28 protein-coding genes are annotated in these 24,624 nt (G+C 75.5%); 11 read left to right on the top strand and 17 right to left on the bottom strand.

All coding sequences use genetic code 11. The features are described 5' to 3' along the window. Window positions 1-20: 20 nt before the first annotated feature. The 3 genes from ACFU0Y_RS01400 to fdhD form a co-directional block, all read right to left on the bottom strand. Window positions 21-1,313: an extracellular solute-binding protein gene (locus ACFU0Y_RS01400; RefSeq protein ID WP_380212684.1), complete on the bottom strand. Its 1,293-nt coding sequence runs from the start codon at window positions 1,311-1,313 to the stop codon at window positions 21-23. A 199-nt stretch (window positions 1,314-1,512) separates the two neighbouring features. Continuing rightward, window positions 1,513-2,247, bottom strand: a complete 735-nt coding sequence (locus ACFU0Y_RS01395; protein ID WP_380212651.1) for a glutamine amidotransferase — start codon at window positions 2,245-2,247, stop codon at window positions 1,513-1,515. A 40-nt stretch (window positions 2,248-2,287) separates the two neighbouring features. After that, window positions 2,288-3,160, bottom strand: a complete 873-nt coding sequence (gene fdhD / locus ACFU0Y_RS01390) for a formate dehydrogenase accessory sulfurtransferase FdhD (RefSeq protein WP_380212650.1) — start codon at window positions 3,158-3,160, stop codon at window positions 2,288-2,290. A 420-nt stretch (window positions 3,161-3,580) separates the two neighbouring features. On the opposite strand from fdhD, the gene ACFU0Y_RS01385 reads away from it, so the two are divergent. From ACFU0Y_RS01385 to ACFU0Y_RS01365, 5 genes are all read left to right on the top strand, one after another. After that, window positions 3,581-4,171 (top strand): alternate-type signal peptide domain-containing protein, encoded by a 591-nt coding sequence (locus tag ACFU0Y_RS01385; RefSeq protein WP_380212649.1) that lies wholly within the window; start codon window positions 3,581-3,583, stop codon window positions 4,169-4,171. Window positions 4,172-4,283: 112 nt separating this feature from the next. Beyond that, a complete protein-coding gene (locus ACFU0Y_RS01380) occupies window positions 4,284-4,880 on the top strand; it encodes a hypothetical protein (protein WP_380212648.1) in 597 nt (198 codons plus the stop codon). A gap of 15 nt (window positions 4,881-4,895) precedes the next feature. Further along, window positions 4,896-5,888, top strand: coding sequence for a hypothetical protein (locus ACFU0Y_RS01375; RefSeq protein ID WP_380212647.1), 993 nt, complete (start codon window positions 4,896-4,898; stop codon window positions 5,886-5,888). Then, the gene (locus tag ACFU0Y_RS01370; RefSeq protein ID WP_380212646.1) at window positions 5,885-6,562 is read left to right on the top strand and encodes a signal peptidase I; all 678 of its coding nucleotides are present in this window, start codon (window positions 5,885-5,887) and stop codon (window positions 6,560-6,562) included. Before ACFU0Y_RS01375 ends, ACFU0Y_RS01370 begins: the two co-directional genes overlap by 4 nt. An 83-nt stretch (window positions 6,563-6,645) precedes the next feature. Then, window positions 6,646-7,398 (top strand): PIG-L deacetylase family protein, encoded by a 753-nt coding sequence (locus ACFU0Y_RS01365; protein WP_380212645.1) that lies wholly within the window; start codon window positions 6,646-6,648, stop codon window positions 7,396-7,398. A gap of 20 nt (window positions 7,399-7,418) precedes the next feature. Here the strand turns inward: ACFU0Y_RS01365 and ACFU0Y_RS01360 are convergent, their stop codons facing one another. Next, the gene (locus tag ACFU0Y_RS01360; RefSeq protein WP_380212644.1) at window positions 7,419-8,633 is read right to left on the bottom strand and encodes an MFS transporter; all 1,215 of its coding nucleotides are present in this window, start codon (window positions 8,631-8,633) and stop codon (window positions 7,419-7,421) included. Continuing rightward, window positions 8,626-9,909 carry a glycosyltransferase 87 family protein gene (locus ACFU0Y_RS01355; protein WP_380212643.1) on the bottom strand — a complete coding sequence of 428 codons (1,284 nt, stop codon included), beginning with the start codon at window positions 9,907-9,909 and terminating at the stop codon, window positions 8,626-8,628. Before ACFU0Y_RS01355 ends, ACFU0Y_RS01360 begins: the two co-directional genes overlap by 8 nt. A 218-nt stretch (window positions 9,910-10,127) precedes the next feature. Between ACFU0Y_RS01355 and ACFU0Y_RS01350 the strand changes: the two genes are divergently transcribed. Next, complete coding sequence (locus ACFU0Y_RS01350; RefSeq protein WP_380212642.1) at window positions 10,128-10,862, top strand: GAF and ANTAR domain-containing protein; 735 nt, start codon at window positions 10,128-10,130, stop codon at window positions 10,860-10,862. A 64-nt stretch (window positions 10,863-10,926) separates the two neighbouring features. Here ACFU0Y_RS01350 and ACFU0Y_RS01345 read toward each other — a convergent pair whose 3' ends face one another. After that, a complete protein-coding gene (locus tag ACFU0Y_RS01345; RefSeq protein ID WP_380212641.1) occupies window positions 10,927-11,736 on the bottom strand; it encodes an SDR family oxidoreductase in 810 nt (269 codons plus the stop codon). 177 nt (window positions 11,737-11,913) lie between these two features. On the opposite strand from ACFU0Y_RS01345, the gene ACFU0Y_RS01340 reads away from it, so the two are divergent. Beyond that, entirely contained in the window at window positions 11,914-12,585 is a 672-nt protein-coding gene (locus ACFU0Y_RS01340; protein WP_380212640.1) for a hypothetical protein, read from the top strand. A gap of 12 nt (window positions 12,586-12,597) precedes the next feature. Here ACFU0Y_RS01340 and ACFU0Y_RS01335 read toward each other — a convergent pair whose 3' ends face one another. Then, window positions 12,598-13,527, bottom strand: a complete 930-nt coding sequence (locus ACFU0Y_RS01335) for an NADP-dependent oxidoreductase (protein ID WP_380212639.1) — start codon at window positions 13,525-13,527, stop codon at window positions 12,598-12,600. 173 nt (window positions 13,528-13,700) lie between these two features. Here ACFU0Y_RS01335 and ACFU0Y_RS01330 point away from each other — a divergent pair, with 173 nt between their 5' ends. Further along, on the top strand, window positions 13,701-14,123 hold the full coding sequence (locus ACFU0Y_RS01330; RefSeq protein WP_380212638.1) for a VOC family protein: 423 nt from the start codon (window positions 13,701-13,703) through the stop codon (window positions 14,121-14,123). Window positions 14,124-14,258: 135 nt separating this feature from the next. On the opposite strand, the gene ACFU0Y_RS01325 is transcribed toward ACFU0Y_RS01330, so the two are convergent. From ACFU0Y_RS01325 to moaC, 8 genes are all read right to left on the bottom strand, one after another. Next, on the bottom strand, window positions 14,259-14,717 hold the full coding sequence (locus ACFU0Y_RS01325) for an SRPBCC family protein (protein ID WP_380212637.1): 459 nt from the start codon (window positions 14,715-14,717) through the stop codon (window positions 14,259-14,261). Window positions 14,718-14,825: 108 nt separating this feature from the next. Beyond that, window positions 14,826-15,539: a glycosyltransferase gene (locus ACFU0Y_RS01320; RefSeq protein WP_380212636.1), complete on the bottom strand. Its 714-nt coding sequence runs from the start codon at window positions 15,537-15,539 to the stop codon at window positions 14,826-14,828. After that, on the bottom strand, window positions 15,533-16,891 hold the full coding sequence (locus tag ACFU0Y_RS01315; protein ID WP_380212635.1) for a PIG-L family deacetylase: 1,359 nt from the start codon (window positions 16,889-16,891) through the stop codon (window positions 15,533-15,535). Before ACFU0Y_RS01315 ends, ACFU0Y_RS01320 begins: the two co-directional genes overlap by 7 nt. Continuing rightward, window positions 16,888-17,949 (bottom strand): acyl-CoA dehydrogenase, encoded by a 1,062-nt coding sequence (locus ACFU0Y_RS01310; protein WP_380212634.1) that lies wholly within the window; start codon window positions 17,947-17,949, stop codon window positions 16,888-16,890. Before ACFU0Y_RS01310 ends, ACFU0Y_RS01315 begins: the two co-directional genes overlap by 4 nt. A gap of 116 nt (window positions 17,950-18,065) precedes the next feature. Next, window positions 18,066-19,253: a molybdopterin-synthase adenylyltransferase MoeB gene (moeB, locus tag ACFU0Y_RS01305; RefSeq protein WP_380212633.1), complete on the bottom strand. Its 1,188-nt coding sequence runs from the start codon at window positions 19,251-19,253 to the stop codon at window positions 18,066-18,068. A gap of 5 nt (window positions 19,254-19,258) precedes the next feature. Then, window positions 19,259-19,711 carry a molybdenum cofactor biosynthesis protein MoaE gene (locus ACFU0Y_RS01300; RefSeq protein WP_380212632.1) on the bottom strand — a complete coding sequence of 151 codons (453 nt, stop codon included), beginning with the start codon at window positions 19,709-19,711 and terminating at the stop codon, window positions 19,259-19,261. After that, on the bottom strand, window positions 19,708-20,274 hold the full coding sequence (locus ACFU0Y_RS01295; protein WP_380212631.1) for a MogA/MoaB family molybdenum cofactor biosynthesis protein: 567 nt from the start codon (window positions 20,272-20,274) through the stop codon (window positions 19,708-19,710). The genes ACFU0Y_RS01300 and ACFU0Y_RS01295 overlap by 4 nt, the downstream gene beginning before the upstream one ends. Then, window positions 20,271-20,768 (bottom strand): cyclic pyranopterin monophosphate synthase MoaC, encoded by a 498-nt coding sequence (gene moaC, locus ACFU0Y_RS01290; protein ID WP_380212630.1) that lies wholly within the window; start codon window positions 20,766-20,768, stop codon window positions 20,271-20,273. Before moaC ends, ACFU0Y_RS01295 begins: the two co-directional genes overlap by 4 nt. A 170-nt stretch (window positions 20,769-20,938) precedes the next feature. Between moaC and ACFU0Y_RS01285 the strand changes: the two genes are divergently transcribed. Beyond that, window positions 20,939-21,406, top strand: a complete 468-nt coding sequence (locus ACFU0Y_RS01285; RefSeq protein WP_380212629.1) for a pyridoxamine 5'-phosphate oxidase family protein — start codon at window positions 20,939-20,941, stop codon at window positions 21,404-21,406. 65 nt (window positions 21,407-21,471) lie between these two features. After that, the gene (locus tag ACFU0Y_RS01280) at window positions 21,472-22,305 is read left to right on the top strand and encodes an alpha/beta fold hydrolase (RefSeq protein ID WP_380212628.1); all 834 of its coding nucleotides are present in this window, start codon (window positions 21,472-21,474) and stop codon (window positions 22,303-22,305) included. Window positions 22,306-22,309: 4 nt separating this feature from the next. On the opposite strand, the gene ACFU0Y_RS01275 is transcribed toward ACFU0Y_RS01280, so the two are convergent. Both ACFU0Y_RS01275 and glp read right to left on the bottom strand, forming a co-directional pair. Then, the gene (locus ACFU0Y_RS01275) at window positions 22,310-22,696 is read right to left on the bottom strand and encodes a hypothetical protein (protein WP_380212627.1); all 387 of its coding nucleotides are present in this window, start codon (window positions 22,694-22,696) and stop codon (window positions 22,310-22,312) included. 134 nt (window positions 22,697-22,830) lie between these two features. Beyond that, window positions 22,831-24,063: a gephyrin-like molybdotransferase Glp gene (gene glp / locus ACFU0Y_RS01270; protein ID WP_380212626.1), complete on the bottom strand. Its 1,233-nt coding sequence runs from the start codon at window positions 24,061-24,063 to the stop codon at window positions 22,831-22,833. Window positions 24,064-24,112: 49 nt separating this feature from the next. Between glp and ACFU0Y_RS01265 the strand changes: the two genes are divergently transcribed. Beyond that, entirely contained in the window at window positions 24,113-24,442 is a 330-nt protein-coding gene (locus tag ACFU0Y_RS01265; protein WP_380212625.1) for a biopolymer transporter Tol, read from the top strand. Window positions 24,443-24,624: the final 182 nt, after the last annotated feature.

The raw sequence follows: 24,624 nt of genomic DNA, 5'->3' as shown, positions 1-24,624 counted from the left end.
GGCCCCGTGGCCGGGTCCTGCTAGTTGTTGACGACCAGGTCGTCCAGAAGCGCGAGCGCCTCGTCCCAGGCCTCGTCGGCCGTGGCGGTCCCGGCGTCGAGGCGCTTCAGCGGCGGCAGGAAGACGTTCTCCTGGATCACGGAGTCGTGCGGGCCCTTGAACTGGGCGACGACCCCCTCGGCGCGGGACGCGAGGATCACCCCGGTGGGCGCGTCGTTGAACACGGGGTTCGGCTCGGCGTCCTCGACCAGCTTCTCCTGGGCCTCGATCGTGCTGGGGAAGTTGTTCGCCTTGGCCGACTGCTTGACCTGCTGCTCGGGCGCGGTCAGCCAGGCCGCGAGCTTCGCCGCCTCCTCCGGGTGCTCGGAGGTCTCCGGGACGGAGAGGAACGCGCCGCCCCAGTTGGAGGCGCCGCCCGGGAAGACGTCGGCGAAGTCCCACCCGCTGCCCTCGCCGCCGCCGGCGGACTCGAGCTGGCCCTCGATGGTGCCGAGCATCCAGCCGGGGCAGACGAAGGTCGCGAAGGAGCCGTCCACGAAGGCCTGGCCGTTGCCCCAGTCGAACTGGGTCTGGTTCGCGGAGAGCCCGTCGAGCGTGCCCGCGGCGAGCAGGTCGAAGCGCTCGCGCAGCTCCTCGTTGCCCTCCACGTTCAGCTCGCCGTCGGCGGTGTAGTAGCCCTCCTCGAGCTGGTTGACCATGGAGTTCCACACGAAGCCGGACTGGTCGTACCAGGCCTTGCCCGTGGTCTCCCGGTACTCGCGGCCGAGCTCGAAGTACGTCTCCCAGGTGGCGTCGTCGCCGCCGAAGAGCTCCGCGACCTCCTCGCGGTCGCTGGGCAGCCCGGCCTCCTCGAAGAGCTTGCCGTTGTAGCAGAGGCCCTGGGGGCCGATGTCGGTGCCGTAGCCGATGACGCGGCCCTCGGGGTCGGTCCCCTGCTCGAACTTCCACGGCACCCAGTTGTCCTTGATGTCGGCGGCGCCGTGCTCGTTGAGGTCGACGAACTGGTCGGAGACCTCCATGATCGAGCCGAGCCAGCCCTCCTCGATGGCGGTGACGTCGCTGAGCCCGGACCCGGCGGCGATCTTGGTGAACGCGTCCGTGCGGGCGTTCGAGCCGCGGTCGATGTTCGTGGCCTTGATGGTCACGCCCGGGTTCAGCTCCTCGTACTCGCCGTAGAGGTCGTCGTAGCCGAAGGTCCCGAAGGTGGTGACGGTGAGCTCGACGGGGTTGTCGGCGCTGGCCGGCTCGCCTCCTCCCCCGCCGCACCCCGTGGCGACGGTCGCCAGTGCCGCCGCACCCGCCAGGGCTGTCATTCTCTTGAGTCGCGTGTGTCCCACGGTCACTCCTTGGTGTGAAGGGCTGGAGAGGAGCTGCTGTCGAGAGAGCGCTCTCTCTGCTGTGCCTCGACTGTATGTGCGTTGCGTCACACCGTCAAGAGAGCGCTCTCTCAGATCGTCGAGAAGTCGCTCCGGGTCCTGCCGGCGCGGCCGGGCCGGACCCGTCCGCGACGCGTCAGCGGGCGTAGCGGTCCACGAAGGCGGCGAGGATCTTCTCGGGCTCGGTCACGGGCGGCCCGGTGCGGATCCGGTCCTTGACGTCCTCGGCCTCGGCCGGCGGGAAGTACCCGTGCTCCTTGTACGCCTCGATCCGGCGGAGCAGCGCGGGCGCGTCGAGCTCCGGGTGGAACTGGGTCGCGTAGAGGTTCCGCCGGATCCGGAACATCTGGACGGGGCACCCCGTGCCCGTCGCCAGCAGGACGGCGGCGGGGGCCAGGCTCCGCGTGCCCTCCTTGTGCCCCACGTAGCCGTGGAACGAGGGCGGGAACTGCCGGAGCAGCGGGTCCCGCCGCCCCTCCTCGGTGAGGGTGATCTCGACGACGCCGATGTCCTCGCCGCGGGTGCGGTCCACCACCGCGCCCTGGTGCGTGCCGAGGGTGCCGACGCCGTAGCAGGCGCCGAGGAACGGGAAGTCCCGGGCGACGACCTCGTCGAGCAGGCCCCGCATCTCGGACTCGGCCCGCCGCTGCACCTCGGACTTCAGCTCCGGCGGGTCGGAGGAGTTGAACGGGGAGCCGCCGATGATGACGCCCGAGTAGCGCTCGAGGTCGATCGGCGGCATGGGCCCGGCCTCCAGCCGGACGCGGTGGAGGCTGCTCTCCTGCAGGCCGCTGAAGCGGCGGACGGTCTCGTACTCCTCGTCCGCGACGTCGTCCTCGGCGCGGGTGGCGAGCAGCAGGAAGGGCTTCATGACCCCATCGTAGCCAGCGCGCGGGCGCCCCTCCGTCCGCTCAGGGGGCCAGTCGCTCCCGGTGGGCGTAGGCGTTGAACGAGGTCCCGCGGCTGAAGCCGAGCAGGGTGACACCCGTCTGCTCCGCGAGGTCCACGGCGAGGGCGGAGGGCGCCGAGACGGCCGCGAGCGCCGGGACGCCGGCCATGGACGCCTTCTGGACCAGTTCGAACGAGGCGCGGCCGGAGACCTGCAGGACGGTGGACTCCAGCGGCAGGAGGTCCTCCCGCAGCGCCCAGCCCACGACCTTGTCCACGGCGTTGTGCCGCCCCACGTCCTCGCGCACGCACAGCAGCTCCGGCTCGCCGGCACCTCCTGCTTCGTCGCGGGTCCCCGCGGACCCGGCCGGGAAGCGGAAGAGCCCCGCGGCGTGGACGCCTCCGGTCGTGGCGAACAGCTTCTGCCCGGTGCGCAGCCGGTCCGGCAGGGCGAGCAGGGCCGGCACGGACAGGCGGGTCCGGTCCCCGGCCGGGTCGAAGGACGAGACCTTCGTGACGGCCTCGATGGACGCCGTGCCGCAGACCCCGCACGACGACGACGTGTAGACGTGCCGCTCCATGGAGGTGTCCGGCAGGGCGACACCGGGCGCGAGCCGCACCTCCACCACGTTGTAGGTCCGCTGCCCGTCCGGGTCGATGCCGCTGCGGTAGTCCATCTGCACGATCTCGCCCGGCGCGCGCACCACGCCCTCGGAGACGAGGAACCCGGCCACGAGGTCGAAGTCGTGACCCGGCGTGCGCATGGTGACGGTGAAGGGGCTGCCGTCGAGCCGGATCTCCAGGGGCTCCTCCCCGGCCAGGGTGTCCGCCCGGCCGGCCGCGCCGCCGTCCGCGGTGTACCGGTGCACGCGGCGCCGCTGGGAAGCTCGGGTCATGGGGTCCTCCGGTCCCGGCTCCCTGCGCGGGAGCCCTTTCCCGGCATCCTAGGGGCGCTCTCCGCCGGGGCCGAACCGGGGACATTACCGAGCAGTAACGTCGGGTCAAGTGGGGACAGGCCAGTTCTGTTCTTATGCATAGACTTTTGTCTAGAGTTGACGTGTCAAGGGGATTCGGCGGCGGGCTGCCGCAGGGTTCCCCGGGCGATCCACTGCGGCTCCACGGGCCGGCGCGCCGAGGCGCGGCCGGCGCAGCGAGCTCCTCCGTCCCCCGTGATCCGGGGCGACCCGTCCCCCGTGATCCGGGGCGACGGAGGAGCCCGCAGCCTCCGCGGACACTCGACCGGACGCCCCGCCCGGCACGCGCACCGATCCCGCGCGCGCTCCTCTCCCACCCCTCTCTCGCTCGAAGGCGGAACCATGAACGCTGCATCGCAGACCTCCCTGTCCGAGACCACCGCGCGGAGCGCCCGGAACCGGCGTGCCGGCAAGGCCGTCCTGGCCGGCGCCGTGGCCGTCGGGCTCCTCGCCGGCGGCGGCGGCACCTTCGCCAAGTGGTCCGAGGAGCAGGCCATTGCTTCCGCCGACAGCATCACGGCCGGTGAGCTCTCCATGAAGAGCACCACCGTGTCCTGGACCGACGGCGCCGGGAAAGGCATCGACCCGGCCACCTACAAGATCGTCCCCGGCGACACCGTCCAGCTTCACGCCTCCACCACGGTGATCGCGGAGGGCAACAACCTGCAGGGGTCCCTCGAGCTGCAGCTCCCGGCACAGCTGCAGCAGGAGATCGAGGCCCTCGAGAAGGCCGGCTACGTGTCCTACGACGTGACGCTGGCCAGCGACGAGAAGTCGGCCCGGGACTCGTTCCCGGTCACTTCGGACGACAACGGGGACACCGTGACAGCCGTCGCCACATTCACCTGGAAGGCGGACAAGACCACCGGCAGCGCCGGCGAGAAGGTGGCCAAGTCGCTGAACGGCACCAAGCTCGTCCTCGCCCAGAAGTGACCGGCCGGGGCCGGCCGGCCCCGCGGAGCCCCGGTGCGACGACGCCGCACCGGGGGGCTCCGCTCCCCGTTGTTCTCCCCGTCTCGCTCCGTCTCATCCCCCAGAGGCTTCCATGACGTGCACCGCCCGACCCCGCCCCTCGACCATCGGCCGCACGCTCGCCGCCGCGGCCGCCTCGCTGCTGGCCCTGACGCTGCTCGGGAGCAGCCTGGGCACGGCCGCCCGCTGGTCCGACGAGGCCCCGCTCGAGACCCGGGCGGTCAGCACCGGTTCCCTCGGCGTGACGCTGGAGCCCGTCCGGGTGGTCCACCACCACACCGATCTCGACCCCGCGACCGGCACCGTCCGGCGCGAGAGCACCGAGCTCACCGGATCGGCCGAGCCGCTGTCCGCGCTCGCACCCGGCGACACCGTCGTCGTCACCGCCCGCGCGACCCTCGACGTCGAGGGCACGAACCTCACCGCGACCCTCACGGTCGACCCCGGCGCGCCGGCCGGCCGCGCGGTCGTTCCCCGGGTGGAGCTGACCACCGTCCCGGGCGCACCGGTGCCCTCCCCCGGTCCGGGGCCGTCGTCCTGGACCGTGACCGGGGCCCACGACGGAGCGGCCTACGACGTCACCGTCTCCTACGAGGTCGCCCCCGACCCCGCCGCCCAGGACACCACCGTCGAGCCGGGCCCGCTCACGGTCGCCCTCACGCAGAACTGACCCCCAGGAGTTCCCTTGAGCCAGTACCGCACCCCCACGGCCTACGTGCTCGGCGTCCTCGTCCTGCTCGCCGTCGTCGTGCTCACGACCCCGAGCGGCGGGACCCACGCGCGCTGGTCCTCCACCGCGCGTGCCGAGGTGCCCAGCATGACCACGGGCCGGATCGGCTTCGACGTCGGCGGGGTCGCGGGCGCCGAGAGCTCGGCGACGCTGATCAACAGGTCCGGCTTCGGCGTCCGGTACCGGCCGCTGCAGGTCTCCCTCGTCGACGCCGGCGGGGAATCCGTGGCGGCTCCACGGGGCATGGGCTTCGCCTACCGCGCCGGTTCGGCCTGTGCCGACGGCACGGCCCCGGCGCAGTGGACCGCCGTCGCGCCCGGCGGCTCCGCCGCGATGGACGTCCACGGGGAGTTCCGGGCGCCCCTGGAGCGGGACCGGCCCGCCGGGCTGTGCCTGACCGTCTCGACCGAGGCCGTTCCGGCCGACGCGCTGCGTGCACTGGACGCGCGGGAACCTCAGGTCGTCACGCAGGTGGAGGCCGCCTCGCTCGGGGACGGCGCCTGGTCCACCACCCGGCAGTGGACAGTGCCGCTCGCCCTGGAGCTGCCGGCCGGGGAGCAGCCGACGACGCCCGCTCCTCCCCGCCCGGCGGCGCCGCCGGAGGCGCCACGGTGCGGTGCGGACCAGAACGCCGCACTGCTCCGGTGGTCCTGGGACGGGGGCGCCGGCGCCCCCGCCGTCGCGCGGTGGGAGGTCCGGGTGCGACCCGTGGGCAGCACCGGGGCCTCCACGCTGGTGAAGACCGTGCCGACCACCACCGCACGGGAGGCCCGGATCACCGCCGCCGAGCTCCTGGGCACGAACCACTCGTCCAGCCGGGACTACGAGGCCCTCGTGCGGGCCGTGTTCACCACCGGGCCCACGGCCCACGCGGACAGCGCCTACGCGTGGAAGCTCAGGACGCCCGGCGGAAGCGGCAACATCCACTGTGAAGGAGTCCCCTCATGACCACCGTGCTCCGCAGGACCGTCCACCCGCTCCTCGCGCTCGCGCTGACCGCGGTGGCCGGGCTGCTGCTCGCCGTCGTCGTCGCGCCCCTCGTACTGGGCTGGGTGCCCCTGACGGTTCTCTCCGGCTCGATGGAGCCGACCGTCCCGACCGGCAGCCAGGTCGTCGTCGAGCCCCTCGAGGGCGAGGACGACGCGGCGGGGCTGAGCACCGGGGACGTCGTCACGTTCATGCCCCGTCCGGACGACCCGACGCTCGTCACGCACCGCATCGTGGGCGTCGCGGTGGACGGCGAGGGGCGTCGCAGCTTCACGACCCGGGGCGACGCCAACGCCACCCCGGACGCGGAACCGGTCACCGCCACCCAGCTGCGCGGCCTGGTGCGGTACCACGTGCCGTGGGTCGGCCACGCCGCCACGCTGCTGGACGCGGAGCAGAAGCGCGGCGGGATGGTGCTGGTCGCCGCGGCGCTGTTCGGCTACGCGCTGTGGCAGCTCGTGGGCGCGGCCCGGGACCGCGGCCGCCGCCCCGACGAGGGCGAGGGTGCCGCCGATGCCACCGGTTCCGCCGGTGACGGAGCGGCGCACGTCCCCGGCCGGGACGAGGACCCGGCGCCTCCGGCGGAGGCCCGCACGGAGGCGCTGCCGCTCGCGCCCGCCGCCGCGGACCGCTGACCGGGTGGGGGCGCCGGCACGGCCCGCCGACATCCGGGCGGTGGTCGTTGCCCGGCCCCGGGGCCGGGTCCATGATGGGGAGCATGACCGAGAACCCGCTCACGCACGTCGACGAGAACTGGCAGCGCGCCCTGGTGGTGGTGGCGCACCCGGACGACATGGAGTTCGGCGCCGCCGCGGCCGTGGCCCGCTGGACCGGACAGGGCAAGGACGTGGTCTACTGCCTCGTCACCAGCGGGGAGGCCGGCATCGACGGGCTCGAGCCGCAGCAGTGCGGACCGCTGCGGGAGGCGGAGCAGCGGGAGTCCTGCCGGGTGGTGGGCGTGGAGCAGGTGGAGTTCCTGCACCTGCCGGACGGGGTGCTCGAGTACGGGGTGGCGCTGCGGCGGCGGATCGCGGAGGTGGTGCGCCGGCACCGCCCGGACGTGGTGATCACCAACAACTTCCGCGACACCTGGGACGGCGCCACCAACCTGAACCAGGCCGACCACATCGCCACCGGCCGGGCCACCCTGGACGCCGTGCGGGACGCCGGCAACCGGTGGGTCTTCCCGGAGCAGGTCGAGGCCGGGCTGCAGCCGTGGCCCGACGTGCTGGCGGTCTGGGCGGCGGCCTCGCCCGCCTCCCGGCACGCCGCGGACGTCACGGAGACCTTCGACGCCGGCGTGGAGTCCCTCCGGGCCCACCGCGCCTACCTCGAGGGCCTCGGCTGGACCGACTTCGACCCGGACGCCTTCCTGCGGGGCAACGCGGAGGCGGTGGGCGGGCGGCTGGGCGTGCCGCTCGCGAGCTCCTTCGAGGTGCTCCCCCTGCAGTGGGGCGGCAGCGAGGACTGAGCCCCGGCCGGCGGAGGCGCTCAGGCCGGTTCGGGGTCCCGCAGGACCGTGAGCACCAGGAGCACGGCGAGGAGCACGAGGGCCGCCACGAAGCCGACCGCCCCGGCCCAGCCGGTGGCCGTGTAGAACACGCCGCCGGCCGTGCCCAGCACGGACGAACCGGCGTAGTAGAAGAGCGTGTAGAGGGACGAGGCCTGCGCCTTGCCGGTGCGGGAGCGCACCGGCACCCATCCGGAGGCCACGGCGTGTGCGGCGAAGAAGCCGGCGGTGAACAGCAGCAGCCCCACCACGATCACGGGGATCGACGGCACGAGCGTGGCCAGCAGCCCGGAGAGCATGACGGCCCCGCTGCTCGCCAGGACCACGCGGCGCCCGTGGGCGGCCGCGAGCCGCCCGGCGGTCCCGGAGGACCAGGTGCCCGAGAGGTAGGCGAGGAACAGGAGGCTGACCAGGGTCTGGGACACGCCGAACGGCTCGTCGCCGAGGTGGAAGCCCAGGTAGTTGTAGATCGCCACGAACCCGCCCATGAGCAGGAAGCCCTGCAGGTAGAGCACCACCAGACCGGGGTCCGCGAGATTGGCGCGCAGCCGCCGCAGCAGACCGGCCGGCCCGGTGAGCCGGACGGTCTGGCGCACGAACCCGCGCTGGCGCGGGGCGATCAGCACGAAGACCACGGCGGCGAGCGCGGCGAGCACGCTCACGGTGATCGTGCCCGTGCGCCAGCCGAAGGCGTCGCCCACGGGCGCGGCGACGATGCGCCCCGCGAGGCCGCCCAGGCTGGTGCCCGCCACGTAGGTGCCCGCCGCCACGGCGGCGTGCCGCCGGTCGAGCTCCTCCGCGAGGTAGGCCATGGCCACGGCGGGGATCCCGCCCAGGGCGACGCCCTCCGCGAAGCGCAGCGCCACCACGGACTCGAAGCTCGGCGCCAGGGGCATGACGAGGCCCAGGACCGTGGCGGAGACCACGGCCATCACCATGGTCCGCAGCCGGCCCCACCGGTCGGAGACCACGGACCACGGCAGGACGCCCACCGCGAGGCCGAAGGTCGCCGCGGAGACCCCCAGGGAGGCCTCCGCGGCGCCGATCCCGAGATCCGCGGCCAGGAGCGGCAGCACGCCCTGCACGGAGTACAGCTGGGCGAACGTCGCCACCCCGGCGCAGAGCAGGGCCAGCAGCACCCGGCGGTAGCCGCGGCTGCCGCGGCCGTAGCCGGGCCAGGATCCGGGCTCAGCCACGGGTCCTGCCGCCGTCCTCCCCGGTCCCGTTCCGCAGCCCGGCGCCCACCCACAGGGCCAGGAGCAGGAACAGGGCGAGGTAGCCCGTCCCGGCCACGACGTCGATCGCCGGACCGGAGGCCCCGGCGGGCCCCAACCACGCGTCCCAGCGGATCGGCCCGACGTACAGGCCCACGAGGGCGGTCCCGCCCAGCAGCAGGGCGAGCCGGCGGGGGCCGTCCCGGAGGAACGCCGGCCACGCCTCGACCCACAGCGCCGTGAACACGAGCCCCCACCACACGTGGTGGTGGGACCAGGTGACCGGGGACATGTGGAGCATGACGAGCGCATTGACCGCCACCACGGACAGGATCATCCCCCGGGCCGCGAGGACCCGGATCAGCAGGGCGACGCCCACGACCATGACGAGGACCAGGGCCCAGCGCAGCAGCGGCTCCGCCTCCCCCGGGACCCCGAGGTGGAGGAGCACGCCCTGCAGGGAGGTGTTGTCGACGTAGGCGGGGTCGCCGACACGGTCGTCGCTCAGCACCGCCTCGGACCAGAACACGACCGCGTCCCGGGGCAGCGCCAGGACGCCGATCAGCACGGTCGCGGCGAAGGTGAGGCCCGCCGTGAGGAGCGGCCGCAGCTGCCCGCGCACCAGGAACACCAGCCCGAACGCCAGCGGGGTCAGCTTCACCCCGGCGGCCAGCCCGATCCAGAACCCCCGGGGGATCCTGCCCAGGACGGTGTCGTCGCGGGTGCGCAGCAGGTCGTAGAGCACCAGGGCCATGAGCAGCGCGTTGATCTGCCCCAGCCCCACGTTGCGCATCCAGGGCCCCGACCACAGCAGCACGGCGGTGCCCGCGGCCACGGCGGTGACCGGACCGAGCAGGGTCTGCAGCGGCAGCGGGCGGCCGCGGGCGGAGGCGTAGCGCAGGAGCACGGCCGAGAGCACCACGGCGACGCCCATCGAGGCGAGCCCCAGGGCGAGCTCGGTCAGCCGTTCGGGGAGGTAGGCCAGCGGCACGAACAGCAGCGCCGCGAACGGCGGGTACGTGAAGGGCAGCCCGCCGTCGCCGTCCAGGCTGAGGCCGGGGCCGTAGAGCTCGTCGTCGAACCCGTGCCGGTCCACCACGGCCATGCCGCCGAGCCGGTAGACGTCCAGGTCGATGCTGCTGTCGAGGACCAGCCAGACGGAGCGCACCAGCGCGCCCGCCAGCAGCAGCCACACCAGACCGGTCAGCGCCGTCGAGCGACCCGTGCGGGACGCGGCGGCGGTGGACGGAACACTCACCAGGACCTCGGTTCTCGGTCGGTGCGCACCGGAGCGGACGCAGGCGGAGGGGGCGGCACCCACTCTAAGCCCGCCGGGCCCCGGGCCCGGCTGCCCACCGGTGTGGGTGCCGGGCCCGGCGGCACGGCATGATGGACCATGAGGAGTCCGAGGCCCCGCGACGGCCAGGACCGACGGCACCCGCACGGCGTGCGCGGGGCGACCACCGGAGGAATTCCATGACGGAGCACGAGACGGGCGACTCGCCCGCGACATCCCTGCACGAGCTGCTGCTCGAGAGCGAGGACATCTCGTCCTTCCTCGACGCCTTCACGGCCACCATCGCCCAGGCCCTCTCCACCGACGGGGACGAGGTGTGGTGCGCGGTCACCCTGCTGCGGCCGAGGAGGTCCTCCACCGTCGCCTCCTCCGGCCCCGCCGCGGAGGCCCTGGACGAGATCCAGTACCACTACGGCGACGGGCCGTGCCTGACGGCCTCCCGCGAGCACCGGCTCGTCCACGTCGCGGACACCCGCACCGACCCCCGGTGGCCCGAGTACGGCCGGGCGGCCGCCGCCAACGGCGTCCTCTCCGCCCTGGGGGTGCCCCTGGACCTCGGCGGCGAGGCCTCCGCGGCCGTGGACGTCTACGCCGACCGGCCGCACAAGTTCGACCCGGCGACCATCCAGGTCGTCCAGCGAGAGGTGTCCTCCGCCTCCAGCGCGCTGCGCCTGGCCGTGCGGTTGGAGAAGCACCGGGACGCCGAGACGGACCTCAGGGCGGCCATGGCGTCGCGCACCACCATCGACCTGGCCGTGGGCATCGTCATGGGCCGGAACCGCTGCACCCAGGAGCAGGCCTTCGACATCCTCCGGACGGCGTCGAGCCACCGCAACGTCAAGCTGCGCGACCTGGCCGCCGACCTGGTCGCCACCGTCGGGCAGGGCCCGGCCACCACCCACTTCGACTCCTGAGACCTCTGCCCGGGCGGCCGCCGGCCGGCGGTCCCACCCGGGGCGTCCTGCGGAGCGGGGCGGTTCAGCCCTGCCGCCACTCGTCGCTGGTCAGGTGGGAACCGGCCTGCGGCCCCATCTGCACCATGCCGCCGTCCACGACCCAGGACGCCCCGGTGACGTAGGCCGAGGCGGGGGACGCCAGGAACGCGATGACCGAGGCGACCTCGCGGGCGTCGCCCGGCCGGCCCAGCGGCACGCCGGGGCGGTGGGCGGTCCGCGGGTCCTCGTCCTCCTGGCCCGTCATGGGGGTGGCGATCTCCCCCGGTGCCACCGAGTTCGCGGTGATCCCGTGCTCCCCGAGCTCGAGCGCGATGGTCTTCACGAGCCCGCCGAGGCCGTGCTTGGCGGCGTCGTAGGCGCTCGAGCCGACCCGCGGCACGTGCTCGTGGACGCTCGTGACGGCGATCAGCCGCCCGCCCCGCCCGGCGGCCACCATGTGGCGCGCCGCCGCCTGGAGGCACAGGAACGCGCCGTCGAGATCGGTGGCCAGCACCTTGCGCCAGGTGCCCAGGGAGGTCTCCAGGAACGGGACGTTCGCCCCCGTGCCCGAGTTGTGCACGAACACGTCGAGGCCGCCCAGCCGCTCCACGAGGCCGTCGACGACGGCGCCGCAGCTCTCCAGCTCCGTGGTGTCCAGCCGCGCCACCACGGCCCGGCGGTCGTAGGACCGGACCTCCTCGGCCGTCTGCTCGGCGCCCTCCTCGTCGTGGTGCCAGGTGATGCCCACGTCCATGCCGGACGCCGCGAGCGCCACGGCGCTCGCACGCCCGATGCCGGAGTCGGAGCCGGTCACCACGGCCGTGCGCGGGATGACGTCGCGGGTGCTTCCCATGGTCGTGCCCTTCCTTCCGTCGTGCCGTACGCGGACCGCCGTGCGGGGCGGCCCGGGGGGGGTCAGCCTATTCCCGCCGGTGGTGTGGCGCACACCCCACGACCGGAGCCGTTGCGGACCGCGACCGAGGAGAGGAAGATCTTAAGCAAGCTGATGGTCGGAGACGAGGAGAGCGCCATGTCACACCAGGACCCGTCAGGCTCCACCGTCCCGGAGGACCCCCGGGAGCCGGGGAAGGACCGGCCGGGCGCCTCCACCCCGCGCGGGCGGCGGCAGGAGGTGGTCGCCGCGGAGAAGCGGGAGTTCGGGGGCGTGAAGTTCGGCTCCGCGTTCTTCGGCTGGATGACCGCCACGGGCATCGCGGTGCTGCTCACCGCCCTGCTCGGCGCGATCGGCGCGGGCGTGGGGGTGGCGACGAGCACCGACCCGGGCGAGATCGCCGAGCAGGTGGCGCAGGACGCCGGCACCGTGGGCCTCGTCAGCGGCATCGCCCTCGCCGTCGTCCTCTTCGTCGCCTACTTCGCGGGCGGCTACGTGGCCGGGCGGATGGCCCGGTTCGACGGCGCCAAGCAGGGCGTGGCCGTGTGGGTCTGGGCGGTCCTCATCGCGATCGTCCTGGCGGTCCTGGGCGCGCTCGCGGGCGAGCAGTTCAACGTGCTGCGCGAGCTCAACAGCTTCCCCCGGATCCCCATCGGGGAGGGCGCCCTGACCACGGGCGGCATCATCGCCCTGGTGGTCGCCGTCCTGATCCCGCTGCTCGCCGCGGTCCTCGGCGGGCTCGCCGGGATGCGCTTCCACCGGAGGGTGGACCAGGCCGGCGTCGACCACCAGTACCGTTCGCACTTCTAGGACCGACGGGGCTCAGAACTCGAGGACGAGCCGCCCCCGCACGCCTCCGGCCTCGAGCCGGCGGTGCGCCTCCGCGGCGTCCGCGGCGGGCAGGACGCCGGCCACGCGCAGGGAGAGGACGCCCTCCTCCACGTACCGGCGCAGCCGGTCGAGCTTCGCGCCGGAGCGGTACTCCTCGGCCACGCTGATCCGGTGCACGGTGATCCCCCGGCCCGGGTCCCCGGACCAGCGCCGCACGGTCGCGAAGCCGCCGCCGTCCCGGACGGCCGCGGCCGCTCTCTCGTCGAGCACGGCGGCGTCCACGAGGGCGTCGACCCCGTCGGGGAAGAACTCCCGGATCCGCGCGGCGACGTCGTCCCCGCGCGCCACCACGTGGTCGGCGCCGAGGCTGTCGACGAGCTCCAGGTCCTGCTCCGCGGCGTCGGCGATCACGGTGAGCCCCTGGTGCTTGGCGAGCTCCACCACGTAGTTGCCCAGGGTCCCGGCGGCCCCGGTGACGGCCAGGGTCTGCTCCGGCTGCAGGTCCAGCACCTCGAGGATCTGCAGGGCCGTGAGCCCGTTCATGGGCAGCGTGGCGGCCGAGGCGAAGTCCGTGTCCGCCGGGAGGCGGGCGATCGAGTCGTCAGGGGCGATCAGGAGCTCGGCGTAGGCGCCCCCGTGCTCCCCGCGCGGCAGGGCGATCGCCATGACCGCGTCCCCCACGCGCCAGGCGCTGCCCTCCCCGACCTCGTCGACGGTCCCGGCCGCGTCCATCCCCGGCACGTACGGCGGAAGCACGTGCTCCATCGGCTGGCCGCCGGCGCGCAGCACGGTGTCCGTGGGACTGACGGCGGCCGCCCGGACCCGGATCCGCACCTCCCCGGGACCGGGGTGCGGGTCCGGCACCTCGTGGACGGCGAGGGCCTCCGGCCCTCCGAACTGCTCGACTCCGATGACATGCATGACCGTTCCAACCTCCGGGCCGGCGAGCCCATTCCGGCCCCGGCCGGCGCGTGCCCGGATGCCGTTCCGATGCCGTTCCGACATGCGGGCGGGGATCCCGTCACACCGTTGCGGCGCCGCGGGCCGAGGGCCATGCTGGGGGCGGGTCCCGCCGCACCACGAAGGGGAACGCCATGGCACCGACAGAATTCATCACCCTTCCCGTCTCGGACCTGGAGCGGGCGAAGCGCTTCTACTCCTGTCTCGGCTGGCGCCTGCACCCCGCGTTCGCGGGCAGCGGCACCGGCACCGTCGAGATCCGCGAGGACGAGCACGTCATGGTCCTCAGCGAGGACCGCCACCTGCGCCTGGTGGGCCCCGGGACACCCGGCACCCCGGCCGACGCCTCCGTCGTCAACGCGCTCAGCGTCGACTCCCCCGAGGAGATCGACGCCATCGTGGACCGCGCCGTCCGCGCCGGCGGGACCGAGGGCGACGCCCAGGACTACGGCTTCCTGCGCTCGCGCTGCTTCCGGGACCCCGACGGCCACCAGTGGGAGATCCTGTGGGTCGATCCCGCGGCCGCCTCGATCCGGGCCGCCCGCCGGCAGGGGTGACCGGGAGCAGGGTCGACCAGGAGCAGGGGCGAGCAGGACCAGGGGCGGACCGGGAGCAGCGGTGACCGCGGACGGGACGGGGCCCGGTCACCGTGGGTGACCGGGCTCCGTCCCGCTCCTGTCGGCCTCAGTCGCTCACTCCTCGGAGACGGCCGCCGCGAGCCGCTCGAGGGAGTGCTCCAGGGCGCCCTCCTCGAAGAGCGGGAAGGACACGGCCTTCCTGGCCTCCGGGGTGGCGTGCTCCCAGGAGTAGGTCTCGGTGACCAGCGTGGCACCGGGGCCCTGGGGCTCGAGCTCCCAGATCCACTCCCACCCCTCGAGCTCCGCGCCCTGCGGCTTGGGCTTCCAGGCGAGGAGCTTGTTCTCGTCGTAGCCGGTGACGGTGTTCTCCATGACGTAGTCGCCGCCCATGTGCTCGCCGTTCATGTTCATCACGAACACCTGGCCGACCTCCTGGATGCGCTGGTCGTCGCCGGAGACGACGGTGCCGGAGCCGTCGATCTGCCGGTGGCGCGAGGGCAGGCTGAGGACGTCGAAGATGGCGTCGGCGGGGGCGTCGATGACGCGGCTGGCGGACAGGCTGTTCTCGGACACGGATGGATCCTCTCGTCGGCAACGGTACGGCCCCACCGTAGGCAGACAGCACCGGGCCCTGACCAGGGCTGTCCGCTCCCCGCGTAGCCGGGACCCCGGTCCGGGCGCTCAGCCCGGCACCGCGCCGAGGCTCTGCGGCTCCGCCGCCAGTGCCCGCAGATAGCCGGCGAAACCCCGGTCGACCCGGCCCGTGCTCCGGCCCGAGGTCAGCACCCGCACCCGGTCCGTGGCGAGCACCCGGTGCCCGCGCGCCCGCGCCGCCGCCACCAGCCCGAGGTCCTCGCCGTGCGGCACGGGCGGGAAGCCCCCGCACGCGGCGTACACGTCCGCGCGGATCCCCAGGTTCGCCGCGTGCACGTGGGGGTGCCCCTCCTCCAGCCGGTGCCGGGCGTGCCACCGCTGCAGGAGGTCCGCGGCCAGGTCCCCGGGGTCGGGCTCCACGGTGCCCAGCAGCAGCTCCGCCCCGAGCCCGGCCGCGTCCAGGTGGCCGGTGAGCCAGTGCGCGGGCACCGCGCTGTCGGCGTCGGTCGACACGATCCAGGTGCGCGCCCCGGCGGCTCCCGCGGCGGCCACGGCGGCGGCGCGGGCCGCCCCCGCGGTGCCCCAGGAGCCGGCGACGACGTCCACCCCCGCCGCCGTGGCGATCCGGGCGCTGCCGTCGGTGCAGCGGTCCAGGGCCACGACGACGTCCGCCCGCACCAGGGGCCGGACCGCCCGCGCCCGGGCGGCGGCGTGCTGCACCGTGGCCAGGCACCGGTCGAGCAGCCGCTCCTCGTTCCGGACGGGGACCACCACGACCACCCGGTCCAGTGGGCTCAGCACGGTCCGGGGCCGGCGTCCCGCGGCGCCGCGGGCTCGAAGACCTCCAGCACGAAGTCGCGCTCCGTGTGGCCGAGCACGCTCCTGAAGCGGGCGTCCGCGTGCACGGCGGCGTGCACGTCGGCGCCGTCGAGCGGCCAGCCCTCGACCGGGTGGCGCCAGTGGCACAGCAGGAGGTGGCCGTCCGGCTCGAGGCACCCGGCCACGCGGTCGAGGACGCCCTTCAGCTGCGCGGCGTCGAGGAAGTAGCCGGTCTCGGAGACCACCACGAGGTCGAACCGGCCGGGGGGCCACTGCCGGGGCAGCCGGCGCCGCTCCACCTGCACGCCGGGGGAATCCGCCAGCCGATGCCGGGCGCGCCCGGCCGCGACCCCGCTCGCGTCCACGGCGAGCACGGATTCCGCCCGGCCCGCGAGCTCGGCGGTGAGGGCGCCGAGGGAGCACCCGGCCTCCAGGACCCGGCGGTACCGGGGGCGCGGCAGCGCGGCGAGGGTCACGGCGCGCTTGCGCCGCTCGTACCAGGAGGAGTCGACGTCCCAGGGGTCCTCGGCACCGCGGTGGACGTCGTCGAACACGGCGGCGGCGTCCGGGGCCTGCCCGACGGGCGGGAGCACGAAGAAGTGCTCGGCCGGGCGGCGGAACCGGGCCAGCACGTGCGGGCCGAGGAGCGCCTCGTCGCCCGGGGCCGGGGACAGCGGCAGGACCTGCGAGGCGTGCGCGGCCAGGGCCTGCTCCTTGGCCGCGCGCGCGGGGGCGTCCAGGGCGAGGACCCGGATCCCGTGCGGGGGCAGGTCGTCGGGTCCGCCCCAGTGCCACAGCCAGACGGGGTACTCGAGGCACTCCACGCCGTGGACGGAGGCGGCCGCCCGGACGGCCCGGCCCAGCACCTCGTGGTCGACGTGCCCGTCGTCGCCCCACGGGGCGGCGAGCACGCCCCGCCGCCCCGCGGCGGCCCACGCCGCGGCCTCGGCCACGGGGGCGCGCAACGCCTCCCCCGCCGCCGCCAGGGCTCCGTCGGGCAGCCCCAGGAGCTCGGGGACCACGCCGTGGGCGAGCCGGTCCGTGGCGGCGGCGGCCTCGGCCCGGCGCACGCGGGCGAGATCGGCAGGGGTCCGGGTCGGCGAGCGCGGGTGCGACTGCTCGCCCAGGGTCGCCACGACCACCCGCACCCGGGCGCCCGCCCGGGCCGCGAGGGAGATCAGGCCGCCCGCGCCGAGGCTCTCGTCGTCCGGGTGGGCGGCGAGGACCACGAGACGGTCGATCCCGCCGAGCTCGAGCGGGCGCGCGGCGCGCAGGCGCGGCGCGTCCGCCCACACCGCTTCGGGGGTGCCGGGGTCCCGGTGGTCGAACGTCACCACGGGCGGTCCCCCGCCGCGCCCTCGAGCAGGGCCCGGCCCAGTGCCGCGGCGTCCCGCTGCGCGTGCTCCTGCCGGACGTACACCTGCAGGGCGCTGACCCGGCGGACGTGCTCGGGGGCGCCGGTGAGCGGGCCGGGCCCGGTGGCGGCCGAGACCTCCGCGGTCACGGACTCCGCCGCCCGCGCGACGACGCGGCGGGTGCGCAGGGCCAGGACCCCGCCGCGCTCCCCGCCGGCCCGGCCGGCGTCGACCTGCTCCGCCGCCGAGCGCAGGGCCGTGCGGGCGCCGTGCAGGAGGCTGTCGACGACGCCGAGCGCCGCGTGCCCCACCTGGTCCAGCGGCCGCACGTCCGGGGCCCGGCGCCGCACGGAGTCCTCCCACAGGACGTCGGCCACCCCGGCCGCGCCGCCGTACCAGCACGCGGCCACGCCGATCCCGCCCCAGGCGAAGCCGGGGCGCTCCAGGTACCACCCGTCCTCGCCGACGGGCACGGCCGGCACCGCCGTGCACCGCACGGCGCCGGTCGGAACGTCCCGCAGCCCGGCCGGCCGCCAGTCCTCGGTGCTCCCGGGGACGACCCCGGGGTGGGCGAGGTCCACGGCGAAGGCCCGGCGGCGGCCCCCGCCGGTGCTCGCGGTGACCACGGCCCGGTCGAGGTGCGCGGCGAGCGAGCACCACGCCTTGGTGCCCGTCAGCTCCCACCCGCCGGTCCCGTGGCGGGCCACGAGCTCGTGACCGGGGGCCTCGGCGGCCCAGACGCCCCAGGCGGCGGGCGGACCGGCGAGCTCCTCGAGCCCCGCCTCGCGCAGGATCGCGAGGGCGTCCAGGTGCGGCTCGACGACGCGGGCGAGGGACAGGTCGAGCCGGGCGAGCTCGGCGAGCCGCCGCCACAGCCGGTCGGTGCGACCGGCGCCGGGCAGGGGGAGCTCCTCGCCGAGCGCCCGGGCCACGCCCAGGGCCTGGTCCAGGGCGCCCGGGGTGCCGGCGCGCAGGGCCGCCGCGGCCTCCTCGGTGCGTCCGGGGCCGGCGGCGGGGCGGGGGTGCGGCGGGGGCATGCGGTGTCCATCGGTCGGCGACAGGGAGACGATCAGCCTACGTCCTGTCCGCCGGGCCCGCTCGCGACCCCTGCGCAGCGCTCCGGCGAGCACCCGCACGGCCCGGCCGGACCGGGTCAGTAGGCCTGCTGGGACGGGTCCACCTGCTCGATCCACGCCAGCACCCCGCCCTCGAGGTGCGCGACGTCGGCGTGGCCCGCGGCGCGCAGGAGGTGCAGAGCCCTCTCGGAGCGCGCTCCGGCCTTGCAGTGCAGCAGCACGCGGCGCCCCGGGGGGATCCGGGCGAAGGCCGCCCCGGACTCGAACTCCCCCAGCGGGACCAGCAGTGCCCCGGGGATCGCGGCGAGCCGGGCCTCGTAGGGCTCCCGGACGTCGACGAGCTCGAAGTCCGCGGCCCCGCGCTGCCGCGCCGCGAGCAGGTCCGCGAGCTCGGGGGCCGTCACGGTCGGGACGGCCTCCGGCGCCGGGCCGGGTACCGGGCAGGCGGGAGCACCGTCGTCGGCCGCCGCCAGGGTGGTCACGGGCGGGCGGCCGGGTGTGGGCGAGAGCGGGATCTGCCACCAGCGCGCCGAGAGGGCGTCGTAGGTGACGACCCGGCCGAGCATCGTGGTGCCGATCCCGGTGACCAGCTTGACGGCCTCGACCGCCATGGCGGTGCCCAGCAGGCCCGGCAGCACGCCGAGCACCCCGGCCTCGGCGCAGCTGGGCACCGTGCCCGGCGCCGGCGGCACCGGGTAGAGGTCGCGGTAGGTGGGTCCGTGCGCGCCCCAGAACACCGAGCACTGGCCGTCGAAGCGCAGGATGGAGCCCCACACGTGCGGCAGGCCCGCCAGCTCGCAGGCGTCGGAGACGAGGTAGCGGGTCCCGAAGTTGTCCGTGCCGTCCAGCACCAGGTCGTAGTCCGCGAGGATCTCCTCCGCGTTGCCCGCGGAGAGCCGCACGCGGTGCTCCACGACGCGCACCAGCGGGTTGAGGTCGGCGATCCGCGCGGCGGCCGAGGCGGTCTTGGGCGCGTCCAGCGTGCTCCCGCCGTGGATCACCTGGCGCTGCAGGTTGGAGGCGTCCACCACGTCGTCGTCGACCACCCCGAGGGTGCCGACGCCCGCGGCGGCGAGGTAGAGCAGGGCCGGGGAGCCGAGGCCGCCCGCGCCCACGCACAGCACCCGGGCGTTCTTGAGCCGCCGCTGGCCCTCCTCGCCGATCTCGGGGACGGTGAGGTGACGCGCGTAGCGGCGCAGCTCGGCGTCGGTGAGCTCGGCGGCGGGCTCGACGAGCGGGGGCAGCTCCACGGCACGCGGTTCCACGGCGCTCAGGCGTCCAGTCCGACCCACTCGGTGGAGCCGTCCGCGAACCGCTGCTCCTTCCAGATGGGCACCTCGGTCTTGATCCGGTCCACGAGCGCGTCGCAGGCCGCGAACGCGAGCTTGCGGTGGGCGGCGGCCACCGCGGCCTCCAGGGCGGAGTCCCCGATCCCGAGCCGGCCGATCCGGTGCGCGGCCCAGATGCGCACCCCGGGGAACTCCTCCGCGACCCGGCGGGCCACGTCCTGGATGGCGCGGTCCGCACCGGGGTGGCAGGTGTAGTCGAGACCGGTGACGGAGCGGCCGCCGTCGTGGTCGCGGATGACACCGCTGAAGGAGACCACGGCACCCGTGCGCTCGTCCTGCACGGCCGCGACGGCCCGGGCACGGTCCAGGGGCTCCTCGGTGACGAAGGCGCCGAGCACGGCGGTCTCCGCCCGGATCGGTCCGGGTGCGCTCATCGGTCGGTCTCCTCGTGCGGTCGGGGGTCGTGGTGGGGATCGTCGTGCCGGGGGTCGTGGTGGGGGCCGTCGTGCCCGCGGTCGCGGTGGCCCTCGAGCTGGTCGCAGATGTGGTCCAGGAGCGGCTCGAGCACCTTCAGCCCGTCCCAGACGCCGCCGGTGGAGCCGGGCAGGTTGACCACGAAGGTGCTGCCGCTGATCCCGGCGTGCCCGCGGCTGAGCACCGCCAGCGGTGTGGTCCGGCGGCCCTCCGCCCACAGCGCCTCCATGATGCCAGGCAGCTCGCGGTCCAGGAAGGGGCGGGTGACCTCGGGCGTGAGGTCGTCCGGGGCGAGGCCGGTCCCCCCGCTGGTGACCACCACCCGGGGGCGGTCCGCCGGGTCGCGGACCACGAGGAGGCGCTCGAGCTCGGCGCGCACGTCCTCGCCGTCGGCCACCACGAACGGTCCTTCGACCTCGAAGCCGTGGGAGCCGAACCAGTCGGCGGCGATCCGTCCGCTCCGGTCCTGGTACACCCCGGCGGCGGCACGTGTGGAGGCGACGATGACGGCGGCGCTCCTCATGCGGCGCCCCCGTCGCCCCGCGCCCAGTCCCCGGACTTGCCGCCGGACTTCGCGAGCACCCTGACCCGGTCGATCTCGGCGAGCTTGTCCACGGCCTTGACCATGTCGTAGAGGGTCAGGGCGGCCACCGACGCCGCGGTCAGCGCCTCCATCTCCACGCCGGTCACCCCGCGCGTGCGCACCGTCGCGGTGATCCGCACGCCGTCCGCCAGCCGCTCGAAGTCCACGGTCACCTTGCTGATCGGCAGGGGGTGGCACAGCGGGACGAGCTCCGGGGTCCGCTTGGCCGCCATGATCCCCGCCACCCGGGCCACCGGCAGGGCGTCCCCCTTGGGGAGGTCCGCGGCGAAGACCTGGTCGACGACGTCGGGGCGGGTGCGCAGCGTGGCCGTCGCGGTGGCCTCACGGGTGGTCACGGCCTTGTCCGAGACGTCCACCATGTGCGCGGACCCGTCCGCCCGGACGTGCGTGAGGCCCTGCTGCTGCTCGGTCATGTCGGTTCGGTCCCCTTCGGATCTGCCGGTCGGTGCGTCCCTCCCATTCTGGCCCACTGCGCCCCGGCCCCGGCCGTGTCATGGGTGGTCCTGCGCCGTCACGCGGTGCTAGCTTGGCGGAACGTGACCACACTGCCGTGGAGCCACCCGCCCAACCCGAGGAGCACAGCATGACGGACGAGCACTCCGACGGGGTCGAGGAGCTGCCGGTCAACATCTGCTGGGACCTGTTGCGGGACGCGGGCGTCGGCCGCCTCGCCGTGTGGACGGAGGACCACCCGGACATCTTCCCGGTCAACTTCGTGGTGGACCACGGGACACTGGTCTTCCGCTCGGCCGAGGGCACGAAGCTCGCGGCGGCCCTCACCGACGTCCCGGTGGCGGTGGAGATCGACGGGTACGACGGGCCGTCCGGCAGCGCCTGGAGCGTGGTGGTCAAGGGCCGCGCCGAGCGCATCCAGCAGGTCCAGGAGCTGACGGACACCCTGGACCTGCCGCTGTTCCCGTGGCAGAAGGGGCGGAAGGGGATCTTCGTCCGGGTCGTGCCGTCGCTCCTGACCGGCCGCCGGTTCCCGGTCGCGGACCCGGACGTGTGGCGCACCCCGCTCTCCGGCGTGCGGCGCTCCCCCGACGAGTGAGCGCCCGCTCGACGGTCGCTCCCCGACGCCGCACGACCGGCCGGCGCCCGGACCACCCTGGCCGGATGGACCGACCGACCCGACCCCCGTCCGGCGCCCTCCGCCTCGACGTGCGCGACGACGGCCCCCCGGACGGGGAGCCCGTGCTGCTGCTGCACGGCTTCCCGCAGGACGGCACGAGCTGGTCGGGCGTCGCGCCCGTGCTGTGGCGTGCCGGGCTGCGCACGCTCGTGCCCGACCAGCGCGGCTACGCCGCCGCGGCCCGGCCGCGGGGCCGCCGCGCCTACCGGCTCGAGCTGCTCGTCCAGGACGCCGCGGCGCTGCTGGACGCCGCCGGGGTCGAGCGGGCGCACGTCGTCGGCCACGACTGGGGCGGGATCGTGGCCTGGGCGCTCGCGGCCCACCGGCCGGATCGGACGGCGTCCCTGACCGTGGCCTCGGTCCCGCACCCCCGGGCGCTCGCGCGCTCCCTCACGCGCTCGCCGCAGGCGCTGCGCTCGGCCTACGTCGCGGCCTTCCAGCTGCCCCGGCTCCCGGAGGCGCTGCTGGGACCGCGCCTCGAGGACCTCCTGCTCCGGTCCGGCCTGCCCGCGGAGGAGGCCGCCCGGTACGCGGTCCGGATGCAGGAGCCCGGCGCCCTCACCGGGGCCCTGAACTGGTACCGCGCGCTGCCGCTGTCCCGGGTGCGCACCGGGGCGGTCGACGTCCCGACCACGTACGCGTGGGGCCACCGGGACCCCGCGCTGGGCCGGCGCGCCGCGGAGCTGACCGCCGAGCACGTGCGGGGCCCCTACCGCTTCGTGGAGCTGGACGCCGGCCACTGGCTGCCGGAGACCCGGGCGGAGGAGCTGGCGGAGATCGTGCTCGAGCGCGTCCGCAGCGCCTCGACCGCCCCGTAGCGACTCAGCCCCGCGGGGAGGGGTCCTCGGAGGGCGCGCTCCCGCGCCGGCGCCGGGGAGTGCCCGCGATGCGCAGGGCGGCCTGGACCGCCAGCAGCGCGAACGCCGCGTAGTAGATCCACACCGAGGGGTAGAGCTGGGGGACGGTACCGTTCCGGCCCACCAGGGTGAGCACGAACAGGACGGCGCCGACCACGAGCAGCCCGAGGTGCGCGGCGCCGAAGGCTCCCCGCTCGCCGCGGCGGGCGAGGAAGAGTGCCAGGACGGCGAAGAAGATCGGGAACAGCATCTGGCCCACCACGGTGATGCCGTTCTGGTGGTACTCGTAGCGGCCGAGCGCCTGGATCACGGCGGTGGCGGCGAGGAGCAGCGGGGTGAGCAGGGACGTCATGGGGACCCGTTCTGTGCGATCGTCCGGTCGGGGGCGCGGACCAGTCTAGCCAGCGGCGGCGACACCACCGCCGCCCGTCACCGGCCCGCGCCGCCCGGCGGCAGAGCGGCCCCTCGGGCCGGTCTCGCACCGGATCAGTCGAGCAGCAGCAGCTCCACCGGGGTTCCCGCCGGCAGCTCGTCCCCGCCCGCCGGCACGAGCGCGAGGGCGTTGGCCCGGGCGGCCGCGGCCAGCAGGTGGGAGCCCGGACCGCCCGCCATCCGCACCGCGGCGCCGTCCCAGACCGCCCGGCGCACCTGGGTCCGGCCGGGCAGCGGCCGCACGGCCTCCGCCAGGGGCCCGGTGCGGCGGGCCCGCGGTGCCGGGGCGCCCACGATCTCGGTCAGGGCGGGACGCAGGAACATCTCGAAGGACACGAGGGTGCTCACGGGGTTGCCGGGAAGGCAGACGAACGGCACGCCGCCGTGGGCGGCGAGACCCTGCGGCCCGCCGGGCTGCATCGCGACGTGCCCGAACTCGCCGTGGGGCGCCAGCACCTGCCGGACCACCTCGTAGGCGCCCTCGCTGACCCCGCCCGAGGAGACGAAGACATCGGGCCGCCGCGCGGTGTCCTCGGCCAGGCGTGCCGCGAAGGCGTCGGCGTCGTCGGAGAGCAGGTGGGCACCGATCACCTCCACGCCCGCCTCGGCGAGCTGGGCGCGCAGGATCGCCGCGTTCGCGTCGAAGATCTGGGCGGGGCCGCGCGCGGCGCCGGGCGCCACGACCTCGTCGCCCGTCGTGTACAGAACGGCCCGGGGACGGGCGCGCACCGTCAGCTCCGCGCACCCCAGCGCGGCCGCGAGGCCGATCCGGGCGGGGGTGAGCCGCTGCCCCGCGGTCAGCACCGTGTCCCCCGCGCGGACGTCCTCCCCCGCGCGGCGGACGAACCGCCCGGCCGGCTGGCCGGCCGGGAGCCGCAGGCGGGTCCCCGGCGCGGGGAAGCCCCCCGGCAGCGACTCCTCGACGGGCACCACCGCGTCCGCGCCCGGCGGCAGGGGCGCGCCGGTCATGACGGGTGCGGCCTCCCCCGGCTCCAGTGGGCCGGGGACGTGGCCCGCGGGCACGGGGGCGACGACGACGAACGCCGTGCGCCCGTCCTCCCCCGGGGCCGCCCGGCTGTCGGCGGCACGGATCGCGAAGCCGTCCATCTGCGAGTTGTCGAAGGGCTGCAGGCTCAGCGGCGCCACGAGGTCCCCGGCCAGGACCCGGCCGGGCGCGGCCGCCAGCGGCACGGTCTCCGTCCGGGCGCGGAGGCCCCGCAGGGCGTCCGTGACCGCGCGGAGGTGCTCGTCGACGCTGCGGACCGGGTGCTGCGCGTGCCTGCTCATTCCTCCAGCGTAGGTGCCGGGACGGGCCCGTCCTGGCAGGATCGGTGCCATGACACGACAGGACGTGGAGCACACGCCGGACGGCCGGTGGATCGTGGTGGACGGCCGGCGGTGGCGCCGCCAGGACCCCGGGCTGCCCGCGGACGCCGCGGCCCGGCTGACGTCCCACCTGGGCCGGGCCCGCGCGGCCGTCCGCACGGTGCGGCGGGACGGCACCGCGGAGGAGCTGCGGGCCGTGCGGGACCGGGTGGGGCTCGCGAAGCGGGGCCTGGGCGAGCGCGGCACGCCGTGGTGGGAGCAGTCGCCCGCCGAGCGGGAGGCCCGGTGGACGGAGGCGCTCGCGCAGCTGGACGAGCAGGCCCCGCCGGAGCCGGCGTGATCCCGGCCGGATCGCGGCAGGGACACGCACGGAGCACGGCACCGGGCCGGGCCGGGCATTCTCGGCATGCGGGGGACTGATTACACTGGGCGGACCATCCCGGCGCGCCGAGCAGCGTGCGGACCGGGCGCGACCACCGAGGCGGTGACATGAGCGTTTCCCTGGGACTTCCGCAGATCCGC

Source organism: Kocuria sp. NPDC057446, from assembly GCF_042802875.1.
In the GTDB taxonomy this organism is placed as follows: domain Bacteria; phylum Actinomycetota; class Actinomycetes; order Actinomycetales; family Micrococcaceae; genus Kocuria.
This window is presented reverse-complemented; position numbering and strand designations above follow the sequence as displayed.